The sequence below is a fragment of the Alteromonas sp. ABH4_457 genome (assembly GCF_056160625.1).
In genome coordinates this window covers 52,767-77,519 of record NZ_JBSWXN010000001.1, presented here as the reverse complement: position 1 = coordinate 77,519, position 24,753 = coordinate 52,767, and the positions used below count along the sequence as shown (strand labels likewise).

20 protein-coding genes and 1 pseudogene are annotated in these 24,753 nt (G+C 49.7%); 9 read left to right on the top strand and 12 right to left on the bottom strand.

Features of this window, described 5'->3' with window-relative positions; translation table 11 throughout:
• Positions 1 to 126: 126 nt before the first annotated feature.
• Positions 127 to 999 carry a 5'-methylthioadenosine/S-adenosylhomocysteine nucleosidase gene (locus tag ACXAGR_RS00315; protein WP_474847426.1) on the top strand — a complete coding sequence of 291 codons (873 nt, stop codon included), beginning with the start codon at positions 127 to 129 and terminating at the stop codon, positions 997 to 999.
• Positions 1,000 to 1,051: 52 nt separating this feature from the next.
• On the opposite strand, the gene ACXAGR_RS00310 is transcribed toward ACXAGR_RS00315, so the two are convergent.
• The 3 genes from ACXAGR_RS00310 to ACXAGR_RS00300 all read right to left on the bottom strand — a co-directional run bounded on the left by ACXAGR_RS00310 (position 1,052) and on the right by ACXAGR_RS00300 (position 4,733).
• Entirely contained in the window at positions 1,052 to 2,017 is a 966-nt protein-coding gene (locus tag ACXAGR_RS00310; protein WP_474847424.1) for a carbohydrate kinase family protein, read from the bottom strand.
• Between the two features lie 39 nt (positions 2,018 to 2,056).
• Positions 2,057 to 3,397: a carbohydrate porin gene (locus ACXAGR_RS00305; protein ID WP_474847422.1), complete on the bottom strand. Its 1,341-nt coding sequence runs from the start codon at positions 3,395 to 3,397 to the stop codon at positions 2,057 to 2,059.
• Between the two features lie 136 nt (positions 3,398 to 3,533).
• Entirely contained in the window at positions 3,534 to 4,733 is a 1,200-nt protein-coding gene (locus ACXAGR_RS00300) for an ROK family transcriptional regulator (protein ID WP_474843360.1), read from the bottom strand.
• Positions 4,734 to 4,932: 199 nt separating this feature from the next.
• Between ACXAGR_RS00300 and fucP the strand changes: the two genes are divergently transcribed.
• From fucP to ACXAGR_RS00285, 3 genes and pseudogenes are all read left to right on the top strand, one after another.
• Positions 4,933 to 6,264 (top strand): L-fucose:H+ symporter permease, encoded by a 1,332-nt coding sequence (fucP, locus tag ACXAGR_RS00295; RefSeq protein WP_474843362.1) that lies wholly within the window; start codon positions 4,933 to 4,935, stop codon positions 6,262 to 6,264.
• A gap of 143 nt (positions 6,265 to 6,407) precedes the next feature.
• On the top strand, positions 6,408 to 6,674 hold the full coding sequence (locus ACXAGR_RS00290; protein ID WP_119502442.1) for a CopG family ribbon-helix-helix protein: 267 nt from the start codon (positions 6,408 to 6,410) through the stop codon (positions 6,672 to 6,674).
• A 131-nt stretch (positions 6,675 to 6,805) separates the two neighbouring features.
• Positions 6,806 to 6,961 (top strand): annotated as a pseudogene (locus tag ACXAGR_RS00285) (type II toxin-antitoxin system RelE/ParE family toxin); the annotation flags it as partial.
• Positions 6,962 to 7,026: 65 nt separating this feature from the next.
• Here ACXAGR_RS00285 and leuA read toward each other — a convergent pair.
• Positions 7,027 to 8,682 carry a 2-isopropylmalate synthase gene (leuA, locus tag ACXAGR_RS00280; RefSeq protein WP_474847420.1) on the bottom strand — a complete coding sequence of 552 codons (1,656 nt, stop codon included), beginning with the start codon at positions 8,680 to 8,682 and terminating at the stop codon, positions 7,027 to 7,029.
• Positions 8,683 to 8,837: 155 nt separating this feature from the next.
• Here leuA and ACXAGR_RS00275 point away from each other — a divergent pair, with 155 nt between their 5' ends.
• The 4 genes from ACXAGR_RS00275 to ACXAGR_RS00260 all read left to right on the top strand — a co-directional run bounded on the left by ACXAGR_RS00275 (position 8,838) and on the right by ACXAGR_RS00260 (position 13,833).
• Complete coding sequence (locus tag ACXAGR_RS00275) at positions 8,838 to 9,299, top strand: Lrp/AsnC family transcriptional regulator (protein WP_119502445.1); 462 nt, start codon at positions 8,838 to 8,840, stop codon at positions 9,297 to 9,299.
• A 2-nt stretch (positions 9,300 to 9,301) separates the two neighbouring features.
• On the top strand, positions 9,302 to 9,772 hold the full coding sequence (locus ACXAGR_RS00270; protein ID WP_474847418.1) for a trehalase family glycosidase: 471 nt from the start codon (positions 9,302 to 9,304) through the stop codon (positions 9,770 to 9,772).
• Between the two features lie 179 nt (positions 9,773 to 9,951).
• Positions 9,952 to 10,521: a DUF2780 domain-containing protein gene (locus ACXAGR_RS00265; RefSeq protein WP_119502450.1), complete on the top strand. Its 570-nt coding sequence runs from the start codon at positions 9,952 to 9,954 to the stop codon at positions 10,519 to 10,521.
• 84 nt (positions 10,522 to 10,605) lie between these two features.
• Positions 10,606 to 13,833 (top strand): DUF748 domain-containing protein, encoded by a 3,228-nt coding sequence (locus ACXAGR_RS00260; RefSeq protein ID WP_474847416.1) that lies wholly within the window; start codon positions 10,606 to 10,608, stop codon positions 13,831 to 13,833.
• A gap of 10 nt (positions 13,834 to 13,843) precedes the next feature.
• Here the strand turns inward: ACXAGR_RS00260 and ACXAGR_RS00255 are convergent, their stop codons facing one another.
• The 5 genes from ACXAGR_RS00255 to ACXAGR_RS00235 are packed head-to-tail and all read right to left on the bottom strand — an operon-like array spanning position 13,844 to position 20,330.
• A complete protein-coding gene (locus ACXAGR_RS00255; RefSeq protein WP_474847414.1) occupies positions 13,844 to 15,295 on the bottom strand; it encodes an efflux transporter outer membrane subunit in 1,452 nt (483 codons plus the stop codon).
• 13 nt (positions 15,296 to 15,308) lie between these two features.
• Positions 15,309 to 16,427 (bottom strand): ABC transporter permease, encoded by a 1,119-nt coding sequence (locus tag ACXAGR_RS00250; RefSeq protein WP_474847412.1) that lies wholly within the window; start codon positions 16,425 to 16,427, stop codon positions 15,309 to 15,311.
• Positions 16,428 to 16,430: 3 nt separating this feature from the next.
• Positions 16,431 to 17,576 (bottom strand): ABC transporter permease, encoded by a 1,146-nt coding sequence (locus tag ACXAGR_RS00245; protein WP_474847410.1) that lies wholly within the window; start codon positions 17,574 to 17,576, stop codon positions 16,431 to 16,433.
• Positions 17,566 to 19,338: an ATP-binding cassette domain-containing protein gene (locus tag ACXAGR_RS00240; protein ID WP_474847408.1), complete on the bottom strand. Its 1,773-nt coding sequence runs from the start codon at positions 19,336 to 19,338 to the stop codon at positions 17,566 to 17,568. Before ACXAGR_RS00240 ends, ACXAGR_RS00245 begins: the two co-directional genes overlap by 11 nt.
• A 2-nt stretch (positions 19,339 to 19,340) precedes the next feature.
• Positions 19,341 to 20,330 carry an HlyD family secretion protein gene (locus ACXAGR_RS00235; protein ID WP_474847406.1) on the bottom strand — a complete coding sequence of 330 codons (990 nt, stop codon included), beginning with the start codon at positions 20,328 to 20,330 and terminating at the stop codon, positions 19,341 to 19,343.
• 120 nt (positions 20,331 to 20,450) lie between these two features.
• On the opposite strand from ACXAGR_RS00235, the gene ACXAGR_RS00230 reads away from it, so the two are divergent.
• A complete protein-coding gene (locus ACXAGR_RS00230; RefSeq protein ID WP_474843382.1) occupies positions 20,451 to 21,080 on the top strand; it encodes a CerR family C-terminal domain-containing protein in 630 nt (209 codons plus the stop codon).
• Between the two features lie 27 nt (positions 21,081 to 21,107).
• Here ACXAGR_RS00230 and dld read toward each other — a convergent pair whose 3' ends face one another.
• From dld to cspE, 3 genes are all read right to left on the bottom strand, one after another.
• Complete coding sequence (dld, locus tag ACXAGR_RS00225; protein ID WP_474847404.1) at positions 21,108 to 22,841, bottom strand: D-lactate dehydrogenase; 1,734 nt, start codon at positions 22,839 to 22,841, stop codon at positions 21,108 to 21,110.
• A gap of 56 nt (positions 22,842 to 22,897) precedes the next feature.
• Positions 22,898 to 24,208 carry a DEAD/DEAH box helicase gene (locus ACXAGR_RS00220; RefSeq protein ID WP_474847402.1) on the bottom strand — a complete coding sequence of 437 codons (1,311 nt, stop codon included), beginning with the start codon at positions 24,206 to 24,208 and terminating at the stop codon, positions 22,898 to 22,900.
• An 85-nt stretch (positions 24,209 to 24,293) separates the two neighbouring features.
• Positions 24,294 to 24,500 carry a transcription antiterminator/RNA stability regulator CspE gene (gene cspE, locus ACXAGR_RS00215; RefSeq protein ID WP_119502459.1) on the bottom strand — a complete coding sequence of 69 codons (207 nt, stop codon included), beginning with the start codon at positions 24,498 to 24,500 and terminating at the stop codon, positions 24,294 to 24,296.
• Positions 24,501 to 24,753 lie beyond the last annotated feature (253 nt).

Genomic DNA, 24,753 nt, shown 5'->3' with positions numbered 1-24,753 from the left:
CAGAGTAGAAAGATCCATTTTTTTCTTTAACAGGTCACGCAGCTTAAAATGCCACCAGAAATTTGTGAGAACAATAACATACTGAGACATAGCGTTTATGTTTTTCAAACCGGAAACCAGCTACCCATGAAAACTGCTTTTCTCGTTTTAATCTTTTGTTTGTTCAGCCGGATGATTTGCGCCGGCGAATTCAGCGCCGCGAATATAGAAACCACCACACCTTACCGTGCACCGGTAATGATTCAGGGACCTATGCCCATTGAAGCTGAATATTTTGCCAGTCTTCTCACCGGCGTCACCATAGAGAAATCAGGCACCACCACCTTCTATAAAGGTTTGCTGAATAATTACCCTGTTGTGGTCGCGCAAACCGGCAAAGGCCTTGAGAATACCGCTGCGGCCACTGCGGTGGGCATCACCCGGTATCATCCTGTAGCCATTATTAATCAGGGCACTTCAGGCGGTCACGATCCGGCTTTGCTGGTCGGTGATATTGTGCTCGGTAAACGTGCACTGAACGCAGGAAATTTTAAAACCCCTTTCAGGGAAAAGGGTGAAGGCTCTGCGCCATTAAGCTGGAAACCCATGGACTTACTGGCCTCGTCAGGCAGTGCCGGTGAAGGGGAGTCAGCAAAGAAATCAGAGAGGATCCGCTATTATGTGGGTGACAGTAAACTGCTGGCATCCGCCCATGCCATAAGCGGTCAATACAAACGGGGAAAAGTAACGGAAGGCACTATTGCCAGCGCAAATTTCTGGAATAACGAGTTAGACCGGATTGCCTGGCTCCATGAACATTTCGGTACCAGTACAGAGGAAATGGAAACCGCCGCAGCGGCGCAGATTGCTCACGCGTATGATGTACCGTTTCTGGGAGTGCGGGTGTTATCGAACAATCTGACTAACGGCGGACACTACGATCCTTCAACGGCCAAGGACTGTCAGCAGTTTGTCCGTGACCTCGTTACCCATTACATCGCATCATTAGAGGCGAAATAAGCAGACTGTTTTTGAGCCGCAGGTTGCTGCGGCTCTTTTCAGTAAAGCCGGATTATTTAAGTTCGATATCACTGCGCGAGGGCAACGCATCAAACGCACCGTACTTTGAAACTGCATGGGCGCCGCAGCGGGTAGCAAAACGCAGAGAAGACATAATGCTTTCAAAGTTGCCTGCCCAGGCCACAAATGACGCTTTATCCTGTACTTCTTCTGCTAACGTGAATAAGAACCCGCCCACGAAGGCATCACCGGCTGCTGTGGTATCTACTGCACTGACAGGAGGCGTAGGATAAATACCGTTGGTGTCGTGACTGTAAAAAGCCACCGGATTTGCGCCATCCGTAACCAATACCAGCGACACACCGCAGTCCATCCAGCTTTGAATCTGCCCGTCGATATTCGACTCGCCATACAGCTCAATGAGCTCCTCTTTGCTGGCCTTTATCACATCCACCTGTTTTGCCGTTTCATCAATAAAATACGGTGCCAGGGAAGGCTCTGCCCAGAATGCAGGACGTAAATTAATATCCAGACACAGAATGCTGCCTGCCCCTTTGAACCCGTCAATGGCAGACAAGGTGACTTGGCGTAAATCCGGCGTGCTCACTGAGCCCGAGCAGAAACTGACAATGCGGGGTTTCTCAAATAATGCAGGCACCAGGTCTGCTTCTGAGATATCAGTATGGGCCGCATTGTCGATATAAAAATCGAAAGATCTTTCACCGTCAGCGTCAAGGCCGACAAAAGCCAGAGCGGTTTTCCCTTTTTCAGAATATGTGGTGAAAGCGGTATTCACCTCAAGGGCTTCCAGTGTTCGGTGCAGGTAATGACCAAACTGATCTTTCCCCAGCTTACCGAACAGATAGCTTTCGCCACCCAGTTTGGCAACTGCAACAGCAACATTCGCAGGTGCGCCACCGGCAAATTTTCTGAAGCTTTCCGTTGCGTCTGTAATTCCGGGCTGCCCCTTGTCAGACAGCATGTCGATTAAGGCTTCTCCCATGCATAACACTTGCATTTGCATTCTCCTTACTGATTGTGCAACAGATAAACCGGCTTACTGAAAAAGCAAACCTGCGAGATTGATATCAAAGCGCAGCCCCAGCACCACGGCATCACTTAGGTCTTCCTGTCTGGCTTTGTCGCCAAACTGATCGGGATTAACGATGTAATGGATGTTGGGCTGAATGCGGATGTTGTCGTTCACATGAATGCCGTAACTCAGTTCCATCATTGCCTGCATACTGGCGGGACGGCCTGAACCTTCGTTAAGGTTGCGCAAAATAAACTGGTCTTCAATGGCGTCATGGCTGTAATGTTGCTCTGTATACACAAAGGCGACCGTATCTTTATCGCGGCCCGGGAATGTCCCCCGCTTCACAAAGCCGGCCTTAAAATAAAAATCTTCAATCAATTCACCGGAGGTGCCGGTAAGCACAGCACCAAACAAGGTAACGCTGCGCTGAGAGTTCAGGTCGGGTCTCAACACGGTCTGTTCGAATCTTGCAAATACACCGGAACGGCCGTTGCGGGTGGCGTAGTCATTTCCGCTCAATGCGGCATAATCACCGTTCTCGTCCTTTGACGGGTCGGTATAATCAGCACCGTCATACCAGCCACCCACTTCATAGCGGCGCGGATAGTCATCATTGTCCCATGTCGTCTGATACCCCAGCGTGACAGGCACCACCACCCCGGTAGAATCTTCAACTCCCCAATCCAGACCATGATCGTCTGACGCCTGGTGAGGCGTATTTTCTTCGTAAACACCGGCATGGAAATAGGTTTTGTCATTAAGCCAGAATTTAGCATGACCACCCCAGCTGGACACCGGCCACCAGGTAAAGTTACTGGTACGGAAGACGAATGTGGGATTGCCGCACGCAGAATTGGTCTGAAAATACTGACACAGCTCGGAACCCAGAAAACTGATATTGGCGACAGTGCGGCCGGCTTCAACCTGAAGTTGCCCGTCAAGAAAGTGTTTTTCTACGGTAAAACGGGCCAGACGGCTGTTCTGTCCGCCATAAATTTCCTGCACCGATGTACTGTTGCCAATGTATTTTGGTGCAAGGTTTTGTCCGTGACGGTTAGTCACTGCCACATGGATTGTGGTGTCTTTCCAGTCAGATGCCTTCTCCATGTCGAAATCTGCACCCACAAAAAGCTGCCCGGCATAGGCACTGCCCCGCTGTTGGCCGCCATTCACATTCGCTGCCGCTTCGCCGGTATAGCTGGCCTGGAAATTAACGTAATCAGGCATGTCCTGTGCACTTACCTGCCCGGAGGCAAGAAGCAGAGCGATGGTTGCACCACAGGTTGAACCGGCCTGAGACACCTTTGTCATCAGCGGTTTACGGGAGGAAATTTCAGATATCAATGAAGGAAAAAAACGCATGCAGCATCCCCTGGCAAAGTGTGATTTCAATCCACAACACGATCACACCGTGTTAACAGTGACTTCAAGGAGACGCAATTTAATGCAGCTGAATTATTAAATCAACTATATTTATTTAATAATTATTGACGAATTGTTAAAGACTGTACTGCGCGAGTAAGGGCAAATTGGCGCTGCCAAAGGACTGGGCATCCGCCCCGACCGAGCCTCCGCGTAAGATTAACGAAGATAATCCCCGGAAGTCAGCCGACTGTAAAAGGTGCCCGCAGCGACTGAGCAATTCTGCTTTGATGTTGTCTGGCAGAGCGCCTTCAATAACCACCGCATCAAGGTCCAGAAAGGCATGGGCACTCATGGCACTGTGCACAATGCCGGTAGCCACAGAGTCCAGCCATTCGCTGATCCCGGGCACATCTTCAGGCCATACTTGTTGCCTTCCATGCAGGAATGCCGTGTCCTGCCCCGCCTCTTTCAGGGTTTTCTCCAGCAGGTATATTGATGCCACATCAAGAAGCTGGCCGCCGGCAAGACTGCCCGGATAAGGCAGAGATCCCACCGCACCGGCATTACCGTGACGACCGGTATGTAACTGCCGGTTCAGTACCATACCGCCACCGATGAAGGTGCCGACAAAGCAATACAGGTAATCGTTGAGATCCCGGTGTTCACCAAACCAGAGTTCGGCAGCACAGGCTGCGGTGTCATCGTTGCACAGATAAACTGGCAAATCGGTGATCTTCTGAATGGCAGCAGGAACATCAAAGTCCTGCCATTCTGACAATGCCTCTTCCGGCGCGCCGGCCTGCTCGCTCCAGCGCCAGATTTCAAATGGCATGGCGACACCCACACCACTCACACGCAGTTTTTCCCCGTCACTTAAGGTTGATAACATCGCCCGTATCCCCTTTTCTGCGAAGCGGATCATGGCATCCACTGCCGGATAGTCCCACTGCTCCCGAAGTGACGAGCGTACTTTGCCGCAAAAATCGATAAGGGTGATCTGAATACTCCGGCGACCAATTTTGATACCGACCCCATAAGCCCCGTCTGCCTTAAGAGAGAAGGGTACGGTGGGTTGTCCCCGCTTACCTCTTTGGGGCTCCCCGCGCAACAACAGCCCGTCTTCTTCCAGTTTATTGATTATTACAGTGGCGGCCTGGGCTGACAGGCCTGTTTCATTGGCTATACGGGCTTTGGGCAATTCCTGATGCTGACGGATCAGCGTCAGAATGCGGCGTTCGTTCAGTGCCCGCAGACCTGACTGGCCTTTCAGCGGGGTGCTTTTTTGCCAGAATCCATGGGGTTCAACTTGCTGGCCGGAAGAATTTGCAGGCATATGAGACATCTTATTTTCATTAAATCAACAACGTATAGTAGTCCTTCCATTCCCTGCTGCCTAGTCCCCTGGCAAAATGCCCCCTTAAAGTCATCCGGAAGAAAGAAAAACAATTAAATAAATTATGTTGATTTATTGACACATAAAATTTTTGTTGTTTAAATCGCTTAACTAATTGTTTACATGCTGAGGAATGACCGTGCAAAAACGCGCGCCACTGGTTTCTAAAGAAACGCTTGTCCCATTCATTTTGCTCACCATCTGCTTTGCAGCCTGGGGCGTTGCCGCCAACATGACGGACCCGCTGGTAAAGGTATTCAGTAAAATATTTACCATGTCGTCATTACAGTCTGCACTGGTGCAGTTCGCATATTACGGCGCTTACTTTTGCCTGGCAATTCCCGCAGCATTCATTAACAAACGGTTTTCCTACAAAACAGGTGTGTTAACAGGCCTGGGCTGTGCTGCCACCGGCGCATTTCTGTTCTACCCCGCCAGCCAGACCATGACTTACGGTTTCTTTCTGGCGGCGCTGTTTGTTCTCGCCGGCGGTCTGTCGATTCTGGAAACCTCTGCTAACCCTTATGTTATGGCCATGGGATGCGAAAAAAGCGCAACCCGACGCTTAAACCTGGCCCAGGCGTTTAACCCTGTGGGCACAAACTTAGGGGTTTTCCTGGCGGCAACCCTAATCTTACCCAACCTTAATCAGGCCTCAGCGGAAGAGCGGGCGGCCATGTCGGTTGCAGAATTGAAATCAGTCATTGGTGCTGAGCTCGACGCCGTTATGTTGCCTTACGTAGGCATGGCCTGCGTGCTGGTGCTGGTATGGATTGCCATTGCATGTATTAAAACGCCGGTAAATGAATCCACAGAATCCCGCAGTGAAAATGTGCAGCTGGGCGCGTCACTGAAACGTTTGCTGGGTAACCGCCACTATCGTTTAGGTGTGCTGGCTCAGTTCTTTAATGTAGGCGCGCAAACCTGCGTCTGGACTTTCACAATTCAGTACGCCATGAAGGCCGTGGGCGGTAATGAAGTAGATGGCGGACAAATTCTGCAGTACAGCATGATTGTGTTTCTGATCTCCCGGTTTGTCATGACCTGGCTGATGCAGTTCCTTTACCCTGCCCGCCTGCTGATGATCATGTCATTAGTTGCCGCAGGCCTGTGCATCATCATGACTCAGTCACCGGATTTCATCGGCGTCATTTCACTGGTATCAATCTCTGCCTGTTTGTCTTTAATGTTCCCGACGATTTACGGTATCGCACTGGACGGACTGGGCGAAGACACCAAACTGGGCGCGGCTGGTCTGGTCATGGCCATCCTCGGCGGTGCAATTCTGCCACTGTTCCAGGCTGCACTTATCGATTCATCCGGCATCGTTGTGTCATATATCGTACCGGCCATCTGCTTCCTGCTGGTCGCCGGCTACGGGTTGTTCGACATCAAATCTCACCCTACACGGGTTGCCCATTCTGACGGTTCTGAAAAGGTTACATCAGAAGAGCAGTTAATGGCGAAGTAACGGGCGCGGACGATTAATAAAAATGTATAGAAAGGCGACGGTTGTCGCCTTTTTTGCGGGCATTTTTTCGACAAATAAAGCATGTGTGGACTCTTTTTAACATGATGTACTACGCTGTAATACAAAATCTTTGGAGATAACTTATGAGTATTACGAGTGTCCGTCTCAATGACGATATAGAGAAGCCACTGGATTCTCTTGCGAAAAAGCTGGATCGAAGTAAAAGCTACCTTATCAATCAGGCGGTGAGAGAGTTCATTGCCAGGCAAGCTGTTGATGACGCCCGATGGGAAGAAACTCTGGAAGCAATAGAGTCAGTCAACAGGGGGGAGCTGATTGATGATTCAGAAGTGAATGCATGGCTCAATAGCTGGGGTTCAGACAAACTGAAAAAAACGCCTTCAATATGAAACTTCAGTATACGCCGCAAGCGGTGGATGATTTGAAACGTTTACACGACTTCGTCGTATTAAAAAGCCCGTTAGCGGCAAGAAAAATTGCAATTGAAATTCAGGACGCAGCGTAACGGTTAAAGCACTTTCCGGAAATAGGTTTACCGGTTCTGGCAAGCCCTTCACCAGAATGTTTCAGAGATATCTATATTGGCAATTACACGATTCGCTACCAAATAAAATCGTCCGGACTCATCTACATTTTGCGCATCTGGCATAACAAAGAAACCGAAAAAGATTCATAAGCAAGAAAGCGGACTGATGTTCTTCTTGTCCGCATCCCTACTAATTATGGCTTTATATGCCAGCATCACATCAACCGGTTAACCCCTGACAACAGCGCTTTAATCGCGGCAGTGATGATATTGCTGTCGCTGGCACAGCCGAAGGTGGAATCAGCCCCTTCCAATTTCACTTCGATGTAGCACACGGCTTTTACGCCTGCACCTTCACCCACCGCGTGCTCGTGATAATCTGCCACTTCCACTTTTTTATTCAGGAAAGTGCTCAGGGCATTGGCCGCCGCTTCAACCGGACCGTTACCGGTGCCCCCTATAGTGTAAACTTCGTTATTCAGGGCAAACTGAATACTCACCGATTGCTCACCGCTTGCCACCGACGTAATCGTGCTGCCGGTATAGGCGAAAGGCGTTGCGGCATCGAAATATTCCTGCTCAAAGACTTCTTTCATACGTTTTGCCGACATTTCTTTGCCGGTGCTGTCGTTTTCACGCTGCACAGTACGGCTGAATTCAATTTGCAGTTTTCGCGGCAGTTGCAGATTCGCTTCCTGTTCGAGCAGGAAGGCCACACCGCCTTTACCGGATTGGCTGTTTACGCGGACAACCGCTTCAAATCCGCGCCCCACATCTGCCGGATCGATGGGCAAATAAGGTACACGCCAGCGGCCGTCTTTACTCTGCACCGCCATCCCTTTTTTGATAGCGTCCTGATGTGAACCGGAAAAAGCGGTGTAAACCAGTTCACCGGCATAAGGATGACGGGGATGCACAGGCAACTGATTGCACTCTTCCACCAGCTTACGGACCTGATCGATATCAGAGAAATCCAGTTCCGGTGACACGCCCTGGGAATACATGTTCATTGCCAGAGTCACAATATCCACATTACCGGTACGTTCGCCATTGCCGAACAGGCAGCCTTCGATACGGTCAGCTCCCGCCATTAATGCCAGTTCAGCAGCCGCCACAGCGGTACCCCGGTCGTTGTGCGGGTGCACACTTAACACAATACAATCCCGCCGATTCAGGTTGCGGTGCATCCACTCAATCTGGTCGGCATAGGTATTCGGCGTATTCATTTCCACCGTCGCCGGTAAGTTGATAATGATTTTGTTCTCTGTGGTTGGCTGCCAGATGTCCACCACCTCATCCACGACCTCTTTAACAAAGTCGATTTCGGTACTGGAAAACACCTCTGGGGAATACTGATAAGTCCAGTTCACTTCCGGTGCGCCGGCGGTCAGTTCCTTCACCCAGCGGGTACCGGTCAGGGCGATGTCTTTCACCCCAGCTTTATCAGTGTTGTACACAATCTCACGGAAGTCCGGCGCAAGGGGATTGTACATGTGTAAAATAGCATTGCGGGCGCCCCGTAAGCTTTCAACAGTGCGCTCAATCAATTCATAGCGGGCCTGAGTCAGCACTTCTATGGTGACGTCATCAGGAATATGGTTGCCTTCAATCAGTAGCCTGACAAATTGAAAATCGATATCTGATGCCGATGGAAAACCCACTTCGATTTGTTTAAAACCGATGGACACCAGCTTTTTGAAGAAACGCAATTTGGTTTCAATCGACATCGGGTCGATAAGCGCTTGATTCCCATCGCGGAGGTCTGTACTCATCCAGACAGGTGCCTGTGTAATGGCTTTATTTGGCCACTGACGTTCAGGTAAGGATACGCCAATGAATCGCTGATATTTGGTATGAGGATGAGTAAGCATGAAACGAAGACTCCGGGATGTATAACGGTTCACGTAGTGTACGCGATATCTGTTGGCAGAGGATTGCCATCACTTGCTTACTTCACACCCTTGAAGCAATAATATAGCTCAAATTGTCACTTCAATGACTTTTAATGCCAGACAGGAGAGCGAAAGTGGAATTAGACAAGACTGACAGACAAATACTGGAAACGTTGCAAAAACACGGTCGTATTTCAAATCAGGAACTGGCTGAAGCCGTCAACCTTTCTCCTTCCCCCTGCCTGAGGCGGGTAAAGCAACTGGAAGACAGCGGCTTTATTGACGGCTATGTTGCGCTGGTTAATGCACGAAAATTGGGACTGACCCTGGTGTCGTTTATTCAGATCGTCATGGACAAGCACACCCCCGAACGATTCGAGAAGTTCGATAATGCTATTGCCACCTTTCCTGAAGTACTCGAAAGCCATTTGATCACCGGTCAGTCTGCAGATTATCTGTTAAAAGTCATCGTAAAAGACATGGATGACTTTCAGCAATTCCTGCTTAATAAACTCACCCGTGTAGAAGGCGTCAGCGGCGTGCATTCCTCTTTTGTGCTGAAATCCCCCAGGAAAAGTACTGCTGTGCCGGTGTAAGGGTGACTTTATCGTTTGAGCTGCCCTGGCGGTCAAAAGGCCGTTACCTATTCACTGATCCCGTAAACAAAAACGACGCAGGTTTTCACTGCACACACCAATATGAACAGTTTAATCTTCTGTCAGGGTTAATGCCGGCAGCCTTCGGAAATGCAGCGGTGGCCTATGACGGTACGACGTTGACGGGAATATTCCTTCGCAGGGAGCCGCTTCAGTGGTTTGCGGTACAGGGATTACAGTCATATGAACACAACAAGCTGGCAGTTGAAGTGATGTCCCGCTGGTTAAATACGGTGGATACCTACTACAAAGCCAACCATACGCTGATGGAGAAATACAATGTGGAAGACATTGCCATCTCTGCCAGCGGCGGCGAATACGAAGTACAACATGGCTTCGGCTGGACCAATGGTGTAACGCAGTTTTTTGCCAAAGCGCTGCGTACCGGCACGCCTGCCAGCCCTGCTTTGTAAAAGCATTTGCATTAGCCCGCATTGCCCGTTAAGGTTGCCTCAACAATCAACGGGCAATGCTTCAGTGTTAACGTGATCCCTCATTAGTTAGCGTCTCTGAAGCCGGACCTTGTGTCTGTCCCCCTGCTCCTGTCATACTTTTCACTATTACACCCTCACAGGGTGACTCCGGAGTTTTTATGAAAGTACAATCTGTTGCCGCTCTGGCTGCACTGGGATTTATATTATCGGCCCCTGTAAATGCTGCATCATCATTGCAGGATTTAAAGAAGGCGCTTACTAAGACGGAAACCACAGAATCCGCAACGGCCAGCGCGTCTGAATCAGTAGATTTATCAGGTTTAATCAGCTCAGTCAGCAGCAATTTAGGTGTAACTGAAGCGCAATCGGAAGGCGGACTGGCTTCTCTGTTTAATTATGTAAAAGGGAACCTTTCTGGTACGGATTACAGTGAACTTGCCGGCAACATTCCTGGCCTGGAAGGGTTATTATCCAGCGTACCGGAAACATCCGGTTCTTCATCTTCAAAGTCTGATGCCTTGTCCGGCTTGCTGAATAAAGCGTCTGAGTACAGCAGCACGGCAAAATCCATCAACGATCTGAAGCAGCAGTTTGAAGCACTGGGTCTGACGCCGGAAATGATCAGCAGCTTTGTCTCTCAGGCCAGCAGCTATTTCAAGAGTGAAAATAACACCGAAACCCAGTCTATTTTCCAATCAGGACTGGATAATTTGCTCTCCGCCCTTTAGGGTAAAACCTCTCATTCATGCAGAGCAGACCGGCAACATCATTGTTGCTGGTCTGTCTGCCGGCTTCTCATTTAATAGTTAAACATGCATTCAAAGAACCGGATCTCTTCTTTCAGCCGTAAACCCCTGTGGCTTCGTTTCTCCGTTTACTTTTTGTTAATTTATCTCACTTACGCGCTACTGGCGGGGGTAGTATTACCTGCAGTGCTGAAGGCCACCGTGCCGGATAAACTCACTGACATGCTGGGGCGGGAAGTCACCGTTAAAGACATCTCAGTGAACCCGTTTTTATTGCGGGCTGAAGTCAGTGACTTCAGCATAAAAGAAGCTGAGCGCGACGAAAACTTCTTTGCCTTACAGGCACTGACCGTCGATCTGGGTTTCTGGCAAACGCTGACCAGCTTTACTCCCACTGTTGAAAATATTGCCTTGCATGCACCCTACGTGCAATTACATCGCTTAACTGGCGGAGAAAATACACGGCTGAACGTCTCTGACATCATCGATACGCTGGCAAAGAATGCGCAACCGGAAGAGCCTGAAACAGCCCCGGAGGAACAGGCTGGTATTCCACACATCAGGCTGAATCATTTTACACTGCAAAATGGCCACATTTTACTTAGCGACGCAGTCACCGGTGCCCGGCTGGATTACCCTGAGCTGGATATCACGCTTACCGGACTGGATACACTGGCCACTATCACTGAACAGCCCAGCAAATCAGCAAATGGCCCCGAATCAAAAAGCAGCGAAACCGCAAGCCGTGAAACTGACAACGCTTACGCCTTTCAGCTAAACACGGCAGAGGGCGGCAAAGTCAATCTTAAGGGTGATTTTCAGCTTTCACCGCTGATGTTTAACAGCGACATCCGTTTGTCGGACATTGCACTGGCCCCCCTGTGGCCACTTTCAAACGACATAATAGATGTTGAACTGACAGACGGCCGTGTTGATTTGGCGCTGGCGTTTTCCTTATTCGAGGACAATGCGTCACTGAATGTGACCGTGAAAGACGGCAGTTTCGGATTACATTCTCTTACCCTTTCCCATCAGGACGAGCCGAAGATAACCTTACCGGAACTTGCCGTCGACGGCATAGAGGCAAGCCTTGCGGATAAGTCTGTCAGCGTTGATAAGATTGCTGTAGCAGACATGCAGGTAAATGCCCTGTTCGATGATGATGGCCTGGATTTACAGCGATACCTTTTACCAAACACAGCGTCACCTGAGACAGAAACACCAAACACAACACCAGCAAACACGGCGTCTTCAACGGGCAGCACATCTGCTCAAACGCCGGCCAGCGAGGAAGAATCAGGCTGGCATGTTGTATTAAATGCCTTTGAATTTACCGGCGGTGAAGTCGCACTGAACGAGAAAGCCATTGCTGACAATATGTTCTGGCGGGTTTTCAATATAAACCTGACAACAGGTCCGGTTGACAGTCAGTTTACCTCACCGGTTCATTATAACTTAGCCCTGTCCACCAGCGGCAATGCTGAGGGTTTTGCTAGTGAAGCCACCGGCACGCTCCGGTCTGAAGGCGATATCGATGTAACGGCACAGCAGGTGAAAGGTGCACTGACGCTGGATAATTTCCTTCTCGCGCCGCTGCAACAATATATCTCGCCTTATGCGAATGTGGTAATGGAAAGCGGACGCCTCAGCACGCAGTCCAGTTTCACTGCTGACACATCAGGCACAGCAGACATTAACGCTTCTGTCAGTCTTGCTGACCTTGCCATTATGGACACACAAAAGAAAGCGCCATTACTTAAATGGAAGGCCCTTGATATCGCCAACCTTGCATTCAGTAAAAAGGCAAATACCTTGAGCATTGATAATGTGGTGTTGAGTGAGCCGTTTGCGAAGCTGGTTATTGACGAAAACAAACACACCAATATCAGCGATATTATTGTGAGCCGCCCTCCGGCAACAGAAGACTCTGGCGCTGCAAGCGAACAGGCCGTGCAGGAAGAGTCTGCGCAGGTAGAGGGTGCAGAACACAAGGAAGGTGACACGCCGGAGAATGCAGCAGATGAAAAATCACAACTGGCTATAACGGTTAATCATATCAGCATTGAGAACGGTAACGCCTACTTTGCCGATAACTCTCTGACACCCCGCTTTGCTTCAGGAATAGAATCGTTAAACGGTACTGTCAGCCAGCTGGACTCTGTATCAGGAAAAGCGGCTGCCGTAGATATAGCGGGCAAAATCGATAACTATGCGCCGGTATCTCTCAAAGGCAATATTGACCCGTTCAGAGACGCCCTGAATCTTGATTTGATGTTCTCGGTAAGCGGTGCTGAGCTGACTTCAGTGAACCCGTATTCCGGCACCTACATGGGGTATTACATTGACAAAGGGCTGCTGTCGCTGGATGTACAATATAAGCTTCAGGGTGATGCGCTGGAAGGCGAAAACCACGTAGTCATCGACCAGCTAACGCTTGGTCAGAAAAGTGACTCTGAGCAAGCCTTAAGTCTTCCTCTCGGGCTTGCCGTCGCGTTGTTACAGGACCGCAACGGTGTGATTGATTTAGGCCTGGAAGTCTCCGGTGATGTAGACAGCCCGGACTTCAGCTTTGGCTCGATTATCCTCAATGCCATTGGCAACCTCATCACCAAAGCCGTTACCGCGCCCTTCTCTTTCCTTGCCAGCTTAGCGGGCAGTGACGATACCCTCAACGAGGTGTCTTTTGCTGCCGGTAGCAGCGAGCTTGATGATGAAGCCACAGCCACATTAACTACTCTGGCAAAAGCGCTGAAAAAGCGTCCCGGCCTGCGACTGAATATAGAAGGGACAGTGAATGCGGTAACCGACGCTGGTGTTCTGGCAGAAAAAACCTTACAGGACAGACTGCTGAGCTTGTCCGGTGCCGTCGCACTGCCAGCGAACCTGACTGCCAGCAGTTATCCCGTCGAAGGCCCGTTATCTGATGCACTTAAACAGGCTTTTACGGAGACGTTGGGGATCACTGTGGAAGAAGAACGGGCTAAAATCATCGCTCAGCTTACGCCGTCAACGAATGAAAAAGGTGACTCTGAGCAAACGGAACAGACACCTCCTGAGGTAGACGAAATCCGGGTTCAACGGGCATTGCACATTGCCATGTACAACTCTGTGCGCAGTAATATCGACATTTCCCCGGGCCAGCTGGCAGCACTGGCAGACATGCGCGCAAAAGCAGTAAAACGTTATCTGATCAACGATGCCGCTATAGATGCCAACCGCCTGTTCCAGTTAAACAGCCGCCACCATCTGCAGGAAGATGTGAGTGGCGCAACGCTTACGCTGGAAGCGGATTAAAGGCGTTGCACTAATGCATGCCCGGGCCTCCCGTCGCTTTGTACACGCTAAGCTGGCTTAAGGTCACATTCAACTGAGATTGAATGTGACCAACCTTAGCATCTAACCATTGTCGTTGCGCCATCAGAACAGGCAATTCACTTGTCAGGCCAGCTTCTGCGTCTGTTTTAGTCAGTGCAAGTCTTTGGGTTATGCGGGACAGCGCTTGCTGACTTTGCTCCAGTTGTCTTCCGGCGCTGTTGGCCTGCTCAATGGCACTGTCAACTTCTGTCCATGCCGATAACACTTGCTGTTGATATTGCACAATGGTTTGCTGTTGCGTAATTGATGTGATCTCAACCTGACGATGAAGCTGGTTCCGGTTGAACAGCGGTAAGTAAAAGCCCGGGCCAATTTGCCAGGTTCGCGACGACCAGTCGGATACCGCACTGCTGCTTAGCGCTTCAATGCCCACATTACCTGTTAACTGGAATTGTGGGAACAGCGCCGCTTCTGCAATGCCTATGTCTGCGGTCGCCGCTCTTACTTTGGCTTCTGCCGCGCGAATGTCCGGGCGCTGACTTAATACACTGGAAGGTACGTTGAGTGTAGAGAGCACATACTCATGAAACGCATCGTGTGGCGCTTCCAACAAAGGTGTCAAGGAACCCGGTTGTACGCCCACCAGCAGCGAAAGCTGATTGGCTAACACATATACTTCACTGCGCTGACCGTCCAGCGTAGCGTTTAATTGATGAGTTTGTGCTTCTAACGCTAAACGTTCTGATTCATCGCCCAGCCCTGCAGCAATCAGGGCCTCCTGTATAGATAATTGAGTATGCAGGTTTGTCAGTTTTTGCTGTTGCAATACCAGTACAGCTTGCTGTGCGCGGTATTGTACATACCGGCGCATTAATTCTGTCGTTAACGACAAACGTAAATCAGCCAGTTCACTCTCTGCCATTGTCTGCTGAGCATCTGCTGCATCAATCTGATTAGCTACTTTTCCCCACAGGTCAGGTTCCCAACTGGCATCAAAGCCCGTTGAGTAAACGGTAAAAGGTGATGCCAAAGCATCCGTCAGGGCATCCTGTTGCTCACCAGAGGACGACAACTTTATAAATCTCGTCATACTGCCGTCTTCACTCAACCGCTGCCTTTTTACACTGCCTGAAAAGCCTGCCTCCGGCTCGCCACCGCTTCCGGCTACCTGCCGGTAAACACGGCTGCTGGCGAAATTCAGTGCAGCCACCTGTAAGCTCTGGTTATGTTTCTCTAACATGCTGTGAAGCGCCATCAGCGTCTTATCGTCGTTTAACCAACGCGACACCGCGTGGTTTTGTGTTTGACCATCAATGCCTTGCAAAGACGGCCAGGTCAACGGTACTGCCACCTCAGGTTTTTCATATTCAGGACCCAATTTTGTGCATCCCGACATGGTCAATGCAGTGATGAGCGTTAAAGAAATAAGCGAAACTTTCATATGATGAATGTCCTTATGAAGTCCTGTGTCTGAAAAGCCAACTGGCTACCGGCAGAGTAATGGTGGCGATAATAACCAGCGGGATCATCTCCTGATAAACGTCAGCAAACGTTGCCCCTTCAAGATAAACACGCCTGACAATATTGACCGAAAAACGCAGTGGATTAATGTAGGTAATATCCTGCATTAATTCAGGCATGTTGGTCAGCGGCGTGGCAAAACCCGACAACAGCATGAGCGGCATGAGTAAAACGAAGGTATACAGCATGGCTTGCTGCATATTCAGAGAAACGGCAGAGATAGACAGACCGATCCCCACACTTGCCAGTGTAAATAAAAATAACCCTGTATAGAGCGTCGTTAACGCCCCCTGAAAGGGGATCTCAAACCAGTACCGGCTGATAAGCAGCACCAGCGAAGATTGAATAAGCCCTATACACACCGACGGCAGCGCTTTGCTGATTAAGATTTGCGAAGGCAGGCTGGGTGTCACAAGTAACTGCTCAAATGTGCCCTGCTCACGCTCTCTGGCAACGGAAAGTGCTGTAAGCATCATTGTTTGAATCATGCTCAGCGCGGCAATCATTCCCGGTAAAATAAGCCAGCGTGTTTCCATATTCGGGTTAAACCAGGCGCGGTTTTTCACCTGCACAGGAAGCTGCCTCCCAAGATCATTTTCCGCATTGTAAGACATGGTAATGGCGTTAAAGCTGCCAAGGGCCGCGTTAGCTGTTGCCGAATTCCGGCCGTCGACAATAAGCTGTATCTGGCTACTTTCCCCGCGGGATAATTTGTCTTCAAAGTCAGCGGGAAAATACACCACCATCAGCGCCTTTTGATTACCGATAACGTCAGCAATTTCCGTACTTCCCGACAGCGTAGCCACCTGATTAAACAGACCGGCACCCTGCAGTTTCTGAAGTACCTCGTGGCTGGCCTGGCTGTCACTTTGATCGAGCACGGCATAAGGCACCTCTTTCAAATCAAATGTGGCGGCATAGCCAAACAGCAATGTTTGCATAATGATTGGCATGATCAAAATGACACGGCTTGAGGGATCTTTTAAAACAGAAAGAAATTCTTTCTGGCACAAATTAAAGATAAGAAAAAAATAGTGACGGACACTTCCCATAGTTTAATCCAGTGTCTTTTTAGTAAGAAAACGGGCCAGACTGAGTAACACCACGGCGTACACTGTGAGCAACACCAAATCTTTAATAATTACGGGCCAGAAATTACCGGCCAGAAACACCGTTCGCAGCAGTTCAATAAAGTACGTGGCAGGAAGCAAACTACCAATAACATGAACGCCGGCGGGTAAATTACCTAAATCGAAAATAAAGCCGGAAAGCATCATCGCGGGCAGGAAGCTGGCGAGAATGGCAATCTGGCTTGCCAGAAACTGGTTGCGCGTCAGTGCCGAAATAAGTAGCCCGATTGCTAATGCCACCAGCATGTATATCACTGACCCTAATACCAATACCCAAAACGCGCCCTGAATGGGCACATGGAAAAGAAAAGTCGACGCCAGCACGCACAATACCAGGCCGATGATACCGACACCAAAATAGGGAATTATTTTAGCCAGAATGATTTCAGCAGGCCGGACCGGGGTAACAAAAAGTGCTTCCAGTGTGCCCCGCTCCCACTCGCGGGCCATGACGAGCGCGGTGAGAAACGTGCCCACCAATGTCATGATAAGTACGATAAGCCCGGGCACAATAAACCATGTGCTGGTGTTGGCATCGTTAAACCAAAGCCTTGGAACAACAGTCACGCCTCCGGATTGATGCGCGTTTGCTCCGAGGCGGTCTTGCTGCTTTGACGCCCACACACCGGTGAGCGTTGAGAAATAGCTACTTATCGAAGAGGCCCGCGTTGCATCGCTGCCCAGCACGATAAGTTGAATGTCTGCATTTCCGGTTTTTAATTTGCTGGCGAAAGTGTCATCGAGAATGGCAATGGCTTCAACATCCCGCGCGCGCAACGCCTTTTCAGCCTGTTTCAAGGAGGTCATCTCACTGGGTATGAAATAAGGCGACAGCCTTATCGTTGAAACGAAATCATTTGTCTCTGGCGCAGGCCGGGTAGTCACCACGGCTAAACGAATATCTTTCACATCCAGCGTAACGCCAAAGCCAAAAATAAAAATGAGCGCGATGGGTAAGCCAATACCAATCAGTAGATTACTTTTATCACGTAGTAATTGCCGGGTTTCCTTTTTTACCAATGCCCACAAGCGAATAGCAAAGGCGCGAACAGGACGGGACTCACTTGACATCAGCGACATCCCCGTCTCGTTTTTGTCGACTTTGCGCAATGATACTGATGAATGTCTCTTCCATGCTCATTGCCGAATCGCCGTCTATGCCAGCCCGTATCTCCTCAGGCGAGCCCATGGCGAGCTTTTTACCTGCATCCTGAATCAAAATCTTGTCGCAGTATTCAGCTTCTTCCATAAAGTGGGTGGTAATGATGATGGCCGTGCCGGTTTTTGACAGTGCCGTGATACGTCGCCAAAAAGCCCGGCGGGCTAACGGGTCCGCTCCGCTGGTTGGCTCATCGAGAAACAATATATCGGGCTGGTGCATAAGGCTGGCCGCCATGGCTAACCGCTGTTTGTAGCCTCCGGGTAATGATGCACTTTTTTGCTGCACATGAGAGGCTAAATCAAATTGGGAAATCACCCGGTCAATGGCTTGTTTTCGCTGCTTTCCCCACAGCCCGTATGCACCCGCGAAGAAGCGCAGGTTTTCAAAAACGGTTAAATTGCCATACAACGCGAATTTCTGTGACACGTAACCAATGCGGGACCGTGCGCCAGCAGCGGCCGTTCGTAAGTTTTTTCCTGCTACGTCCAGCGTGCCTGATGTGGCGGGTAACAATCCGCAGAGCATCCGGAAAGTCGTTGTTTTTCCCGCACCATTTGGCCCGAGTAAGCCAAAGATATCACCGGGATAAACTTCAAAAGACGTTTTGGCAACTGCCGTAAAGTCACCAAACTGTTTAACCAGCTCGTTAACAGACACGACAGGCTTACCGTGCGTTTGAGATTGCCCGGTATGTTGGTTTTGCTGCGCTAATGAGGATACATCCACTGCGGCGGGTTTAATATGAGTCTTCAAATGCATCATAAACGCATCTTCCAGGCGGGGAGGCACAGATTCAGACTGCGCGGCTTTTACCTGATGCGCGATGGCTTTTATATCTTTGTCTTGATGTAACACGCAGCGTACCCGCCCCCCCTGAGGGACGGCATCGATTACGTCCTCTTCGTTATTAAGCAGTGCACTTTGTAAATCCCGCGGCTTTTGGCTTGATGAAGGAGTTACCACGAAACACCGCCCCGCTGCGTCCTGCTTTAATTTCTCAGGGGTACCTTTTGCCAGAATGTTTCCTTCATTAAGCAGGTACACCTGATGGCACCGTTCAGCTTCATCTAAGTAAGAGGTGCTGACCATAACCGTGAGCGACTCATCTTCCACAAGTTGACTGATAATCTTCCATAACTCTTGTCGTGACAGAGGGTCAACGCCAACAGTGGGCTCGTCAAGCAGTAAAAGCGCCGGAGAGCGCACCAGCGTGCAGGCTAAACCGAGCTTTTGTTTCATGCCGCCCGACAAGTTTCCAGCCGGTCTTGAAGTGAATGCAGAGAGATTCGTCATGCTTAGCAGGCGCTCGTACCGCGCCTCACGGGTTGCTTTATCCACACCATGTAAGTCTGCGTACAAATCCAGATTTTCCTGTACGCTTAAATCTTCATACAAACCAAATCGCTGGGGCATGTAGCTAATTAAATTTTGTACCTGCTGTGCGTCTGTCGCCGTTTTATAGCCAAGTACACGTAAGCTGCCATCAGAAGGAACCATCAACCCTGCGACCAGGCGCAGCAGCGTGGTTTTTCCTGCACCATCGGGCCCCACCAGAGCGGTGAGTTCCCCTTTCTTTGCTTCGAAATCTACCTGTTTGAGGGCTACGGTTTGCTGACCGTCTCCGTTGAATTGTTTAACCAGCGCGCTGGCACTCACCACCGGTTCACTCATGATTAGTGTCCGTTGTTAACAAGCATCACAGTGGCAGGCATCCCCAACTTAAGGGTATTGTCAGCATCATCAACCCTGACCCTAACCTCATAAACCAGTGACGTGCGCAAATCCTCTGTTTGCACATTTTTCGGCGTAAATTCAGCGACAGAAGAAATAAAGCTGATAGTGCCTTTGATGGTTTTATTCAGCCCGTCAACATGAACATCAACGGCTTCACCTACCCTGGTGGTCGCCAGTTGGGTTTCATTAATATAAACCCGTATCCACTTGGGTGACGTTAACGCCAACGTGATAACAGGACGCTGAGTGGTGGCAAGGTCGCCGGGTTCCATCAGTCTTGCCCGCACTTCACCATCACTGGGGGCGAGTAACACAGTGCGGCTAACCTGTTCAGCCAGTAAGGCTTTTTGTGAAGCCAGCACTTGTAACTGTGCTCTGGCCTGATCGATGTCTTCTTTTCTCGGCCCCTCTTCAACCAGTGCTAAACTGGCCTTCGCTTGTGCAAGTGCTGCCTGCAGCGCAACTACCTGATCCCTCGCCTCATCAATATCCTGTTGGCTTACGCCTTTACCCAGTGTTTTGCTGTCAACTGAATGCAGTCTTTTAAGCCGGGCTGATGCAATATCCATATTCGCTTGTTGCTGCACCACCACCGCTTTTGCCTGTGCAATCTCCTGGGGTCTTGAGCCCGCCTGCAACTTTGCCACTAACGCTTCCTGGGCGGCAATTTGCGCATTGGCCTGCGCCAGCTCAAGGTTTGGCACGGTATCATCCAGTCTGGCAATAACCTGACCCGCTTTAACCACATCCCCTTCTTCCACATTCACAGCTGTTACCCGCTCGGACTGAGTGAACGATAAAGACACCTGGCGGATATCGACATTCCCGAACAGTTTTGTTTGCTCAGCCCCGCGTTCAGGCCAAAACGTATAGACGGAAACTGCCGCCGCTACCGCGACGACAATGAGTACAGCGAGCTTTTTGTTCATAGAAGAATTCACTTGTGTAAACATCAACACATAACACAATATGAAATTCAAATTTGAATTTCAACTAGTTCAGCGGTAAAGTGCCTGATAATTTACATAAGCGACCTGGTGATGAAATAAATGCAAAACCGAAAGGGCCGTGCCGATGGTGAAGAAACGAAAAAGCGCATCTTCGCTGCCGCCGCCGAATTATTCGCTCAACGGGGTTATCACAACACGTCAGCCAAGGATATTTGCAGTGCAGCAGGCGTGAATGCCGCTGCAATCAATTATCATTTTAATGGTAAAGATGGTCTGTATGAGCAGGTATTTTCTGCGGCGATAGAACATTTTCTGCATTTAGACTTTTTACAGGCACTCGATGAGAGTCACGCAACAGCGCAAGACAAGCTGGACGAACTCATTGAGCATGTGGTGGCCAACATACTGGAAGAGCGAAGCTGGCACGGAAAAGTGTGGGCGCGGGAAATTGTCACGCCATCGCCGATGATTAATACGGTGTTAGTAAACGAAGCTCACACAAGGGCGAGCATCATCAAGAAGATGGTGATGGAGGCCAGCGATTTTAACGCTACCGACGATGACGTTACTCCTGTCTACGCCTTATTCACATTATTAGCACCTTGCATGATGCTGATGATAGTAAACCCGGAGCTGCCCACGCCGATCCAGCCCATTTTTTCACGCCCGCAAAGTGAACTTGTCGCTTACATTAAAAGCCTGATGAGAAATCAGTATCCTGCTAAATAGCACACAGGCCCGCCGGGGTTGGCCACATCAATCGTGACCACCACAACAGCTGTCGCTGTGCTCAGCCCAGTTTTTCAGTTTGGTAGTTTTACCGATCCCCGGGTTGAAGCTGTTGGTCGGGTCGAGCTTGCGATAGAACGACTTCAGTGCGTCTTTGGCAAAATACTCATGCCCCACGTTATGCTCTGCGGGGTACTCAGCATTCCGCGCATCAAAGGTCTGCAGTATTTTGTTTTTCAGCACTTTTGCATCCGCGCCTTTCTTCAACACGTAGTTCTGGTGCATAACGTGGCAAAACAGGTGGCCGTAGTAGAGTTTAGTATCAACCTGCTCATCGATTTCTTCCGGCAGCTCTTCAAACCAGTCGGGATCGTTACGGCGTAATGCCACATCGATAGTCATCATCGCACCCACATTTTTACTGTTCATAATGTGGTAGCGGCCGATAGCACCACCGGCAACAAACCGGTGCAGTATCGCTTTATCTGCTTCATCTTCCGTACATTCGAAGTAGCTGCCTTCATGGGTTTTAAAGAAATTATCCAGATACGCTCGGGCTTCATCTACACCGTCGTTACTCATTTCTAAAATCCAGTGATGCTGGTACTTGTCACGATACACTTCCATGCGGGCCGGTAAATGGCCGGGGAACAGATAACTTAAGTACTGCATGGTGCGGTCTGACATTTTGTTTGGCAAAAAGCCCAGTTTGTCAGTGAAGGCATCAAACTTACGTTTAAAGGCAAACAGCTTAGGGATGAATTTCGCCCCCAGCTTGCTGATGACGATAAACATATCTTTACCGTACTTCTTCGATACGTCGTAGCAGTCGCGGTGCAGATATTCACCGGAGTCCGGTAAGTTTTTAAAGGTAGAAAGAATGTCCCGGCGAATTTGGGTGAACATGGCGGCATCATTAGAGCCCACATAGAACACCTGCTTTTTGTCCGGAATCGGAAAGGTATCAAGGCGTACAGCGAATACCGCCAGTTTACCCGCACAGCCACTGGCTTCATGTAAGCGGCGGCCGTCATTATTAAAACGTGAAGGCGTGTCAGAATCGACATCCCGCACACGCTCATCGTATTCGTTATCTGATGCTCTCAGTTCAGGGAAAGCCACATCGTCTGCTGCGTAGTTCTGCTGTTGCAGATTGGTCAGGATTTCTTCCGGAGAGTCACCAAGATGAATACCCAAGTTATTGACCAGCGACAGCTTGCCACTCTCATCAATTTGGGCAAACAGAGACATTTCGGTGTACGCCGGGCCACGTTTAACCAGCGCACCGCCGGAGTTATTGCAAATCCCGCCGACAATAGAAGCGCCGATACAGGACGAGCCAATCACCGAATGAGGCTCACGGCCGTAAGGCGCGAGCTTTTCTTCCAGACCAAACAGTGTGCTGCCCGCCAGACCGACAATTTGCTTACCTTCGTCAATCAGCTGTATATCATCAATACGCATGGTGCTGATGATTACCAGCGGACGGTCGTAATCTTTACCATCCGGCGTTGACCCGCCGGTTAAACCGGTGTTGGCTGCCTGCATGATAACGGCCACATCCGCTTCCACACATAACGTCAGTACCCGCCAGATTTCCACTAATGTTGCCGGGCGGACCACGGCCAGAGCTTCACCGGAACCGAAACGAAACCCTTTACAATAAGGCTGTTTCTTTTCTTTATCGGTAAGTAAGTGGGCTTGTCCAACGACGTCGCCTAACGAGGAAATCAAAGACTGTGTATCGGTTTGTCCGCTCATAGGTCTCTCTGGCAGGTTGTACTGACGAAATTTCAGGCCACGCACTATACACTAAATTAAGAAGCGTGCGAACCCGTTGACGCCCTCGCAGGCTTTATGCGGGCTGGCCTGCGGCGGGATGGAGAAGCCTTTGCTTGGGGCTTTTTATCCCCGGCATTTGCCTCTTTTGGCTGTTTGGGCTTCTTCGGCTTCTTAGGTTTTTTGGGCGCTGACAAGGTAGTCTCTGCTAACTTAAGATCCGGCTCAAATCCACTCAGGGTTTCCCGTGGCAGCAACTTCTGGATAAGGGTTTCAATATCCTTAAGTTGTTGTAATTCATCAGCACTGACCAGTGACCATGCCTGACCGCTGGCACCGGCACGGCCTGTCCGGCCAATACGGTGCACATAATCCGCTGCGGTATTGGGTAAATCCAGGTTCACCACCACCGGTAACTGGGCAATATCAATACCACGTGCGGCGATATCTGTTGCCACCAGCACATTGACTGTGCCGTCTTTAAACTCGCTCAGTGCACGGGTTCGGGCGCCCTGGCTTTTGTTACCGTGAATGGCAGCGCTTGGAATACCGGAATTGGTCAGACGGGTAGCAATCCGGTTAGCACCATGCTTGGTACGGGAAAACACCAGTGTCTGACGCCATTTCTGCTGCTTAATCAACGCTGTCAGCGCACCAACCTTCTTCGATTTATCCACATTGACCAGGATCTGCTGAACCTCTTCCACGGTGGTGTTCGGAGGCGCAACGGAAATCTTAACCGCTGACTGGGTAATCGATTCTGCCAGGGCTGTTACGGTAGGCGAAAACGTGGCAGAGAAAAGCAGGTTCTGACGTTTGGCCGGCAACAGCTTCAGCACACGTTTGATGTCGTGAATAAACCCCATATCCAGCATGCGGTCGGCTTCATCAAGCACAAGTACTTCAAGCTGATCAAACTTCACCGCGTTTTGCTGGTACAAATCTAACAGACGTCCCGGCGTAGCCACCAGAATATCAGTACCGCCACGCAAGCGTTTCATTTGCGGGTTGATACCTACTCCGCCAAATACCACGGTGGTTTTTAAATTCAAAAATTCATTGAAGCCACGGATATTGTCTTCTACCTGCGCGGCTAATTCCCGCGTCGGTGTCAGAACCAACGCTCTGACATTGTTACCACGTGCCTTTTGCCCTGAAGACAGTTTTTCCATTATCGGCAGTGCAAAGCCTGCTGTTTTACCTGTACCGGTTTGCGCGGCAGCCAGTACATCTTTACCGGACAGAATGACCGGAATAGCCTGGCTTTGAATAGGAGACGGAGACGCAAACCCAAGTGCGGAAACCGCTTTTAATAACGGTGCACTTAAGCCCAGTTCAGAAAACTGCATGAAAACCTCAAAGAATGGAAAAAATGACTTACAGAAAAACGGGCGCTACCAGTGAGCGCCCGTTATAAATAGGATAAGCGTTTGCTTACAGTACTACTACGTCAGCAGCCTGTGGGCCTTTGTTGCCTTGTTCGATAGTGAACTGAACGTTTTGACCTTCGCTTAAAGAACGGAAACCGTCAGATTTGATCGCACGGAAGTGTACGAAAACGTCTTTGCCGCCTTCCTGAGAAATAAAACCGAAACCTTTAGCTTCGTCAAACCATTTTACTGTACCAGTTACCTGAGACATAAATTACTCCAAAAAAATAATAAGTTAAATTAAATACGCCTATTTACGTATGAGGTCTTTCAGGTTTGGAACAGGCGTAGATCAGTAGTTTTCCGGAAGTAATTCTGTGAAGACTTACAAAGAATATAAAGAAATAGCATTAACAAGTTTGAATAGGACCTTCAAAAGGCGCGGCGATGTTACCAGTTGTTTATCAGAATATCCAGCTTATTTTTTAACCGGTTTTCAATGACAGAATTTTAATCTTCGCCGG

Coding starts and splice junctions, on each gene's coding strand:
- cspE (WP_119502459.1), bottom strand. CDS start 24,500: ATGTCTCAGGTAACTGGTACAGTAAAATGGTTTGACGAAGCTAAAGGT.
- ACXAGR_RS00260 (WP_474847416.1), top strand. CDS start 10,606: ATGCATTCAAAGAACCGGATCTCTTCTTTCAGCCGTAAACCCCTGTGG.
- ACXAGR_RS00230 (WP_474843382.1), top strand. CDS start 20,451: ATGCAAAACCGAAAGGGCCGTGCCGATGGTGAAGAAACGAAAAAGCGC.
- ACXAGR_RS00245 (WP_474847410.1), bottom strand. CDS start 17,576: ATGTCAAGTGAGTCCCGTCCTGTTCGCGCCTTTGCTATTCGCTTGTGG.
- ACXAGR_RS00255 (WP_474847414.1), bottom strand. CDS start 15,295: ATGAAAGTTTCGCTTATTTCTTTAACGCTCATCACTGCATTGACCATG.
- ACXAGR_RS00220 (WP_474847402.1), bottom strand. CDS start 24,208: ATGCAGTTTTCTGAACTGGGCTTAAGTGCACCGTTATTAAAAGCGGTT.
- ACXAGR_RS00235 (WP_474847406.1), bottom strand. CDS start 20,330: ATGAACAAAAAGCTCGCTGTACTCATTGTCGTCGCGGTAGCGGCGGCA.
- ACXAGR_RS00265 (WP_119502450.1), top strand. CDS start 9,952: ATGAAAGTACAATCTGTTGCCGCTCTGGCTGCACTGGGATTTATATTA.
- ACXAGR_RS00290 (WP_119502442.1), top strand. CDS start 6,408: ATGAGTATTACGAGTGTCCGTCTCAATGACGATATAGAGAAGCCACTG.
- ACXAGR_RS00310 (WP_474847424.1), bottom strand. CDS start 2,017: ATGCAAGTGTTATGCATGGGAGAAGCCTTAATCGACATGCTGTCTGAC.
- ACXAGR_RS00240 (WP_474847408.1), bottom strand. CDS start 19,338: ATGAGTGAACCGGTGGTGAGTGCCAGCGCGCTGGTTAAACAATTCAAC.
- leuA (WP_474847420.1), bottom strand. CDS start 8,682: ATGCTTACTCATCCTCATACCAAATATCAGCGATTCATTGGCGTATCC.
- ACXAGR_RS00315 (WP_474847426.1), top strand. CDS start 127: ATGAAAACTGCTTTTCTCGTTTTAATCTTTTGTTTGTTCAGCCGGATG.
- ACXAGR_RS00305 (WP_474847422.1), bottom strand. CDS start 3,397: ATGCGTTTTTTTCCTTCATTGATATCTGAAATTTCCTCCCGTAAACCG.
- ACXAGR_RS00250 (WP_474847412.1), bottom strand. CDS start 16,427: ATGGGAAGTGTCCGTCACTATTTTTTTCTTATCTTTAATTTGTGCCAG.
- dld (WP_474847404.1), bottom strand. CDS start 22,841: ATGAGCGGACAAACCGATACACAGTCTTTGATTTCCTCGTTAGGCGAC.
- ACXAGR_RS00300 (WP_474843360.1), bottom strand. CDS start 4,733: ATGCCTGCAAATTCTTCCGGCCAGCAAGTTGAACCCCATGGATTCTGG.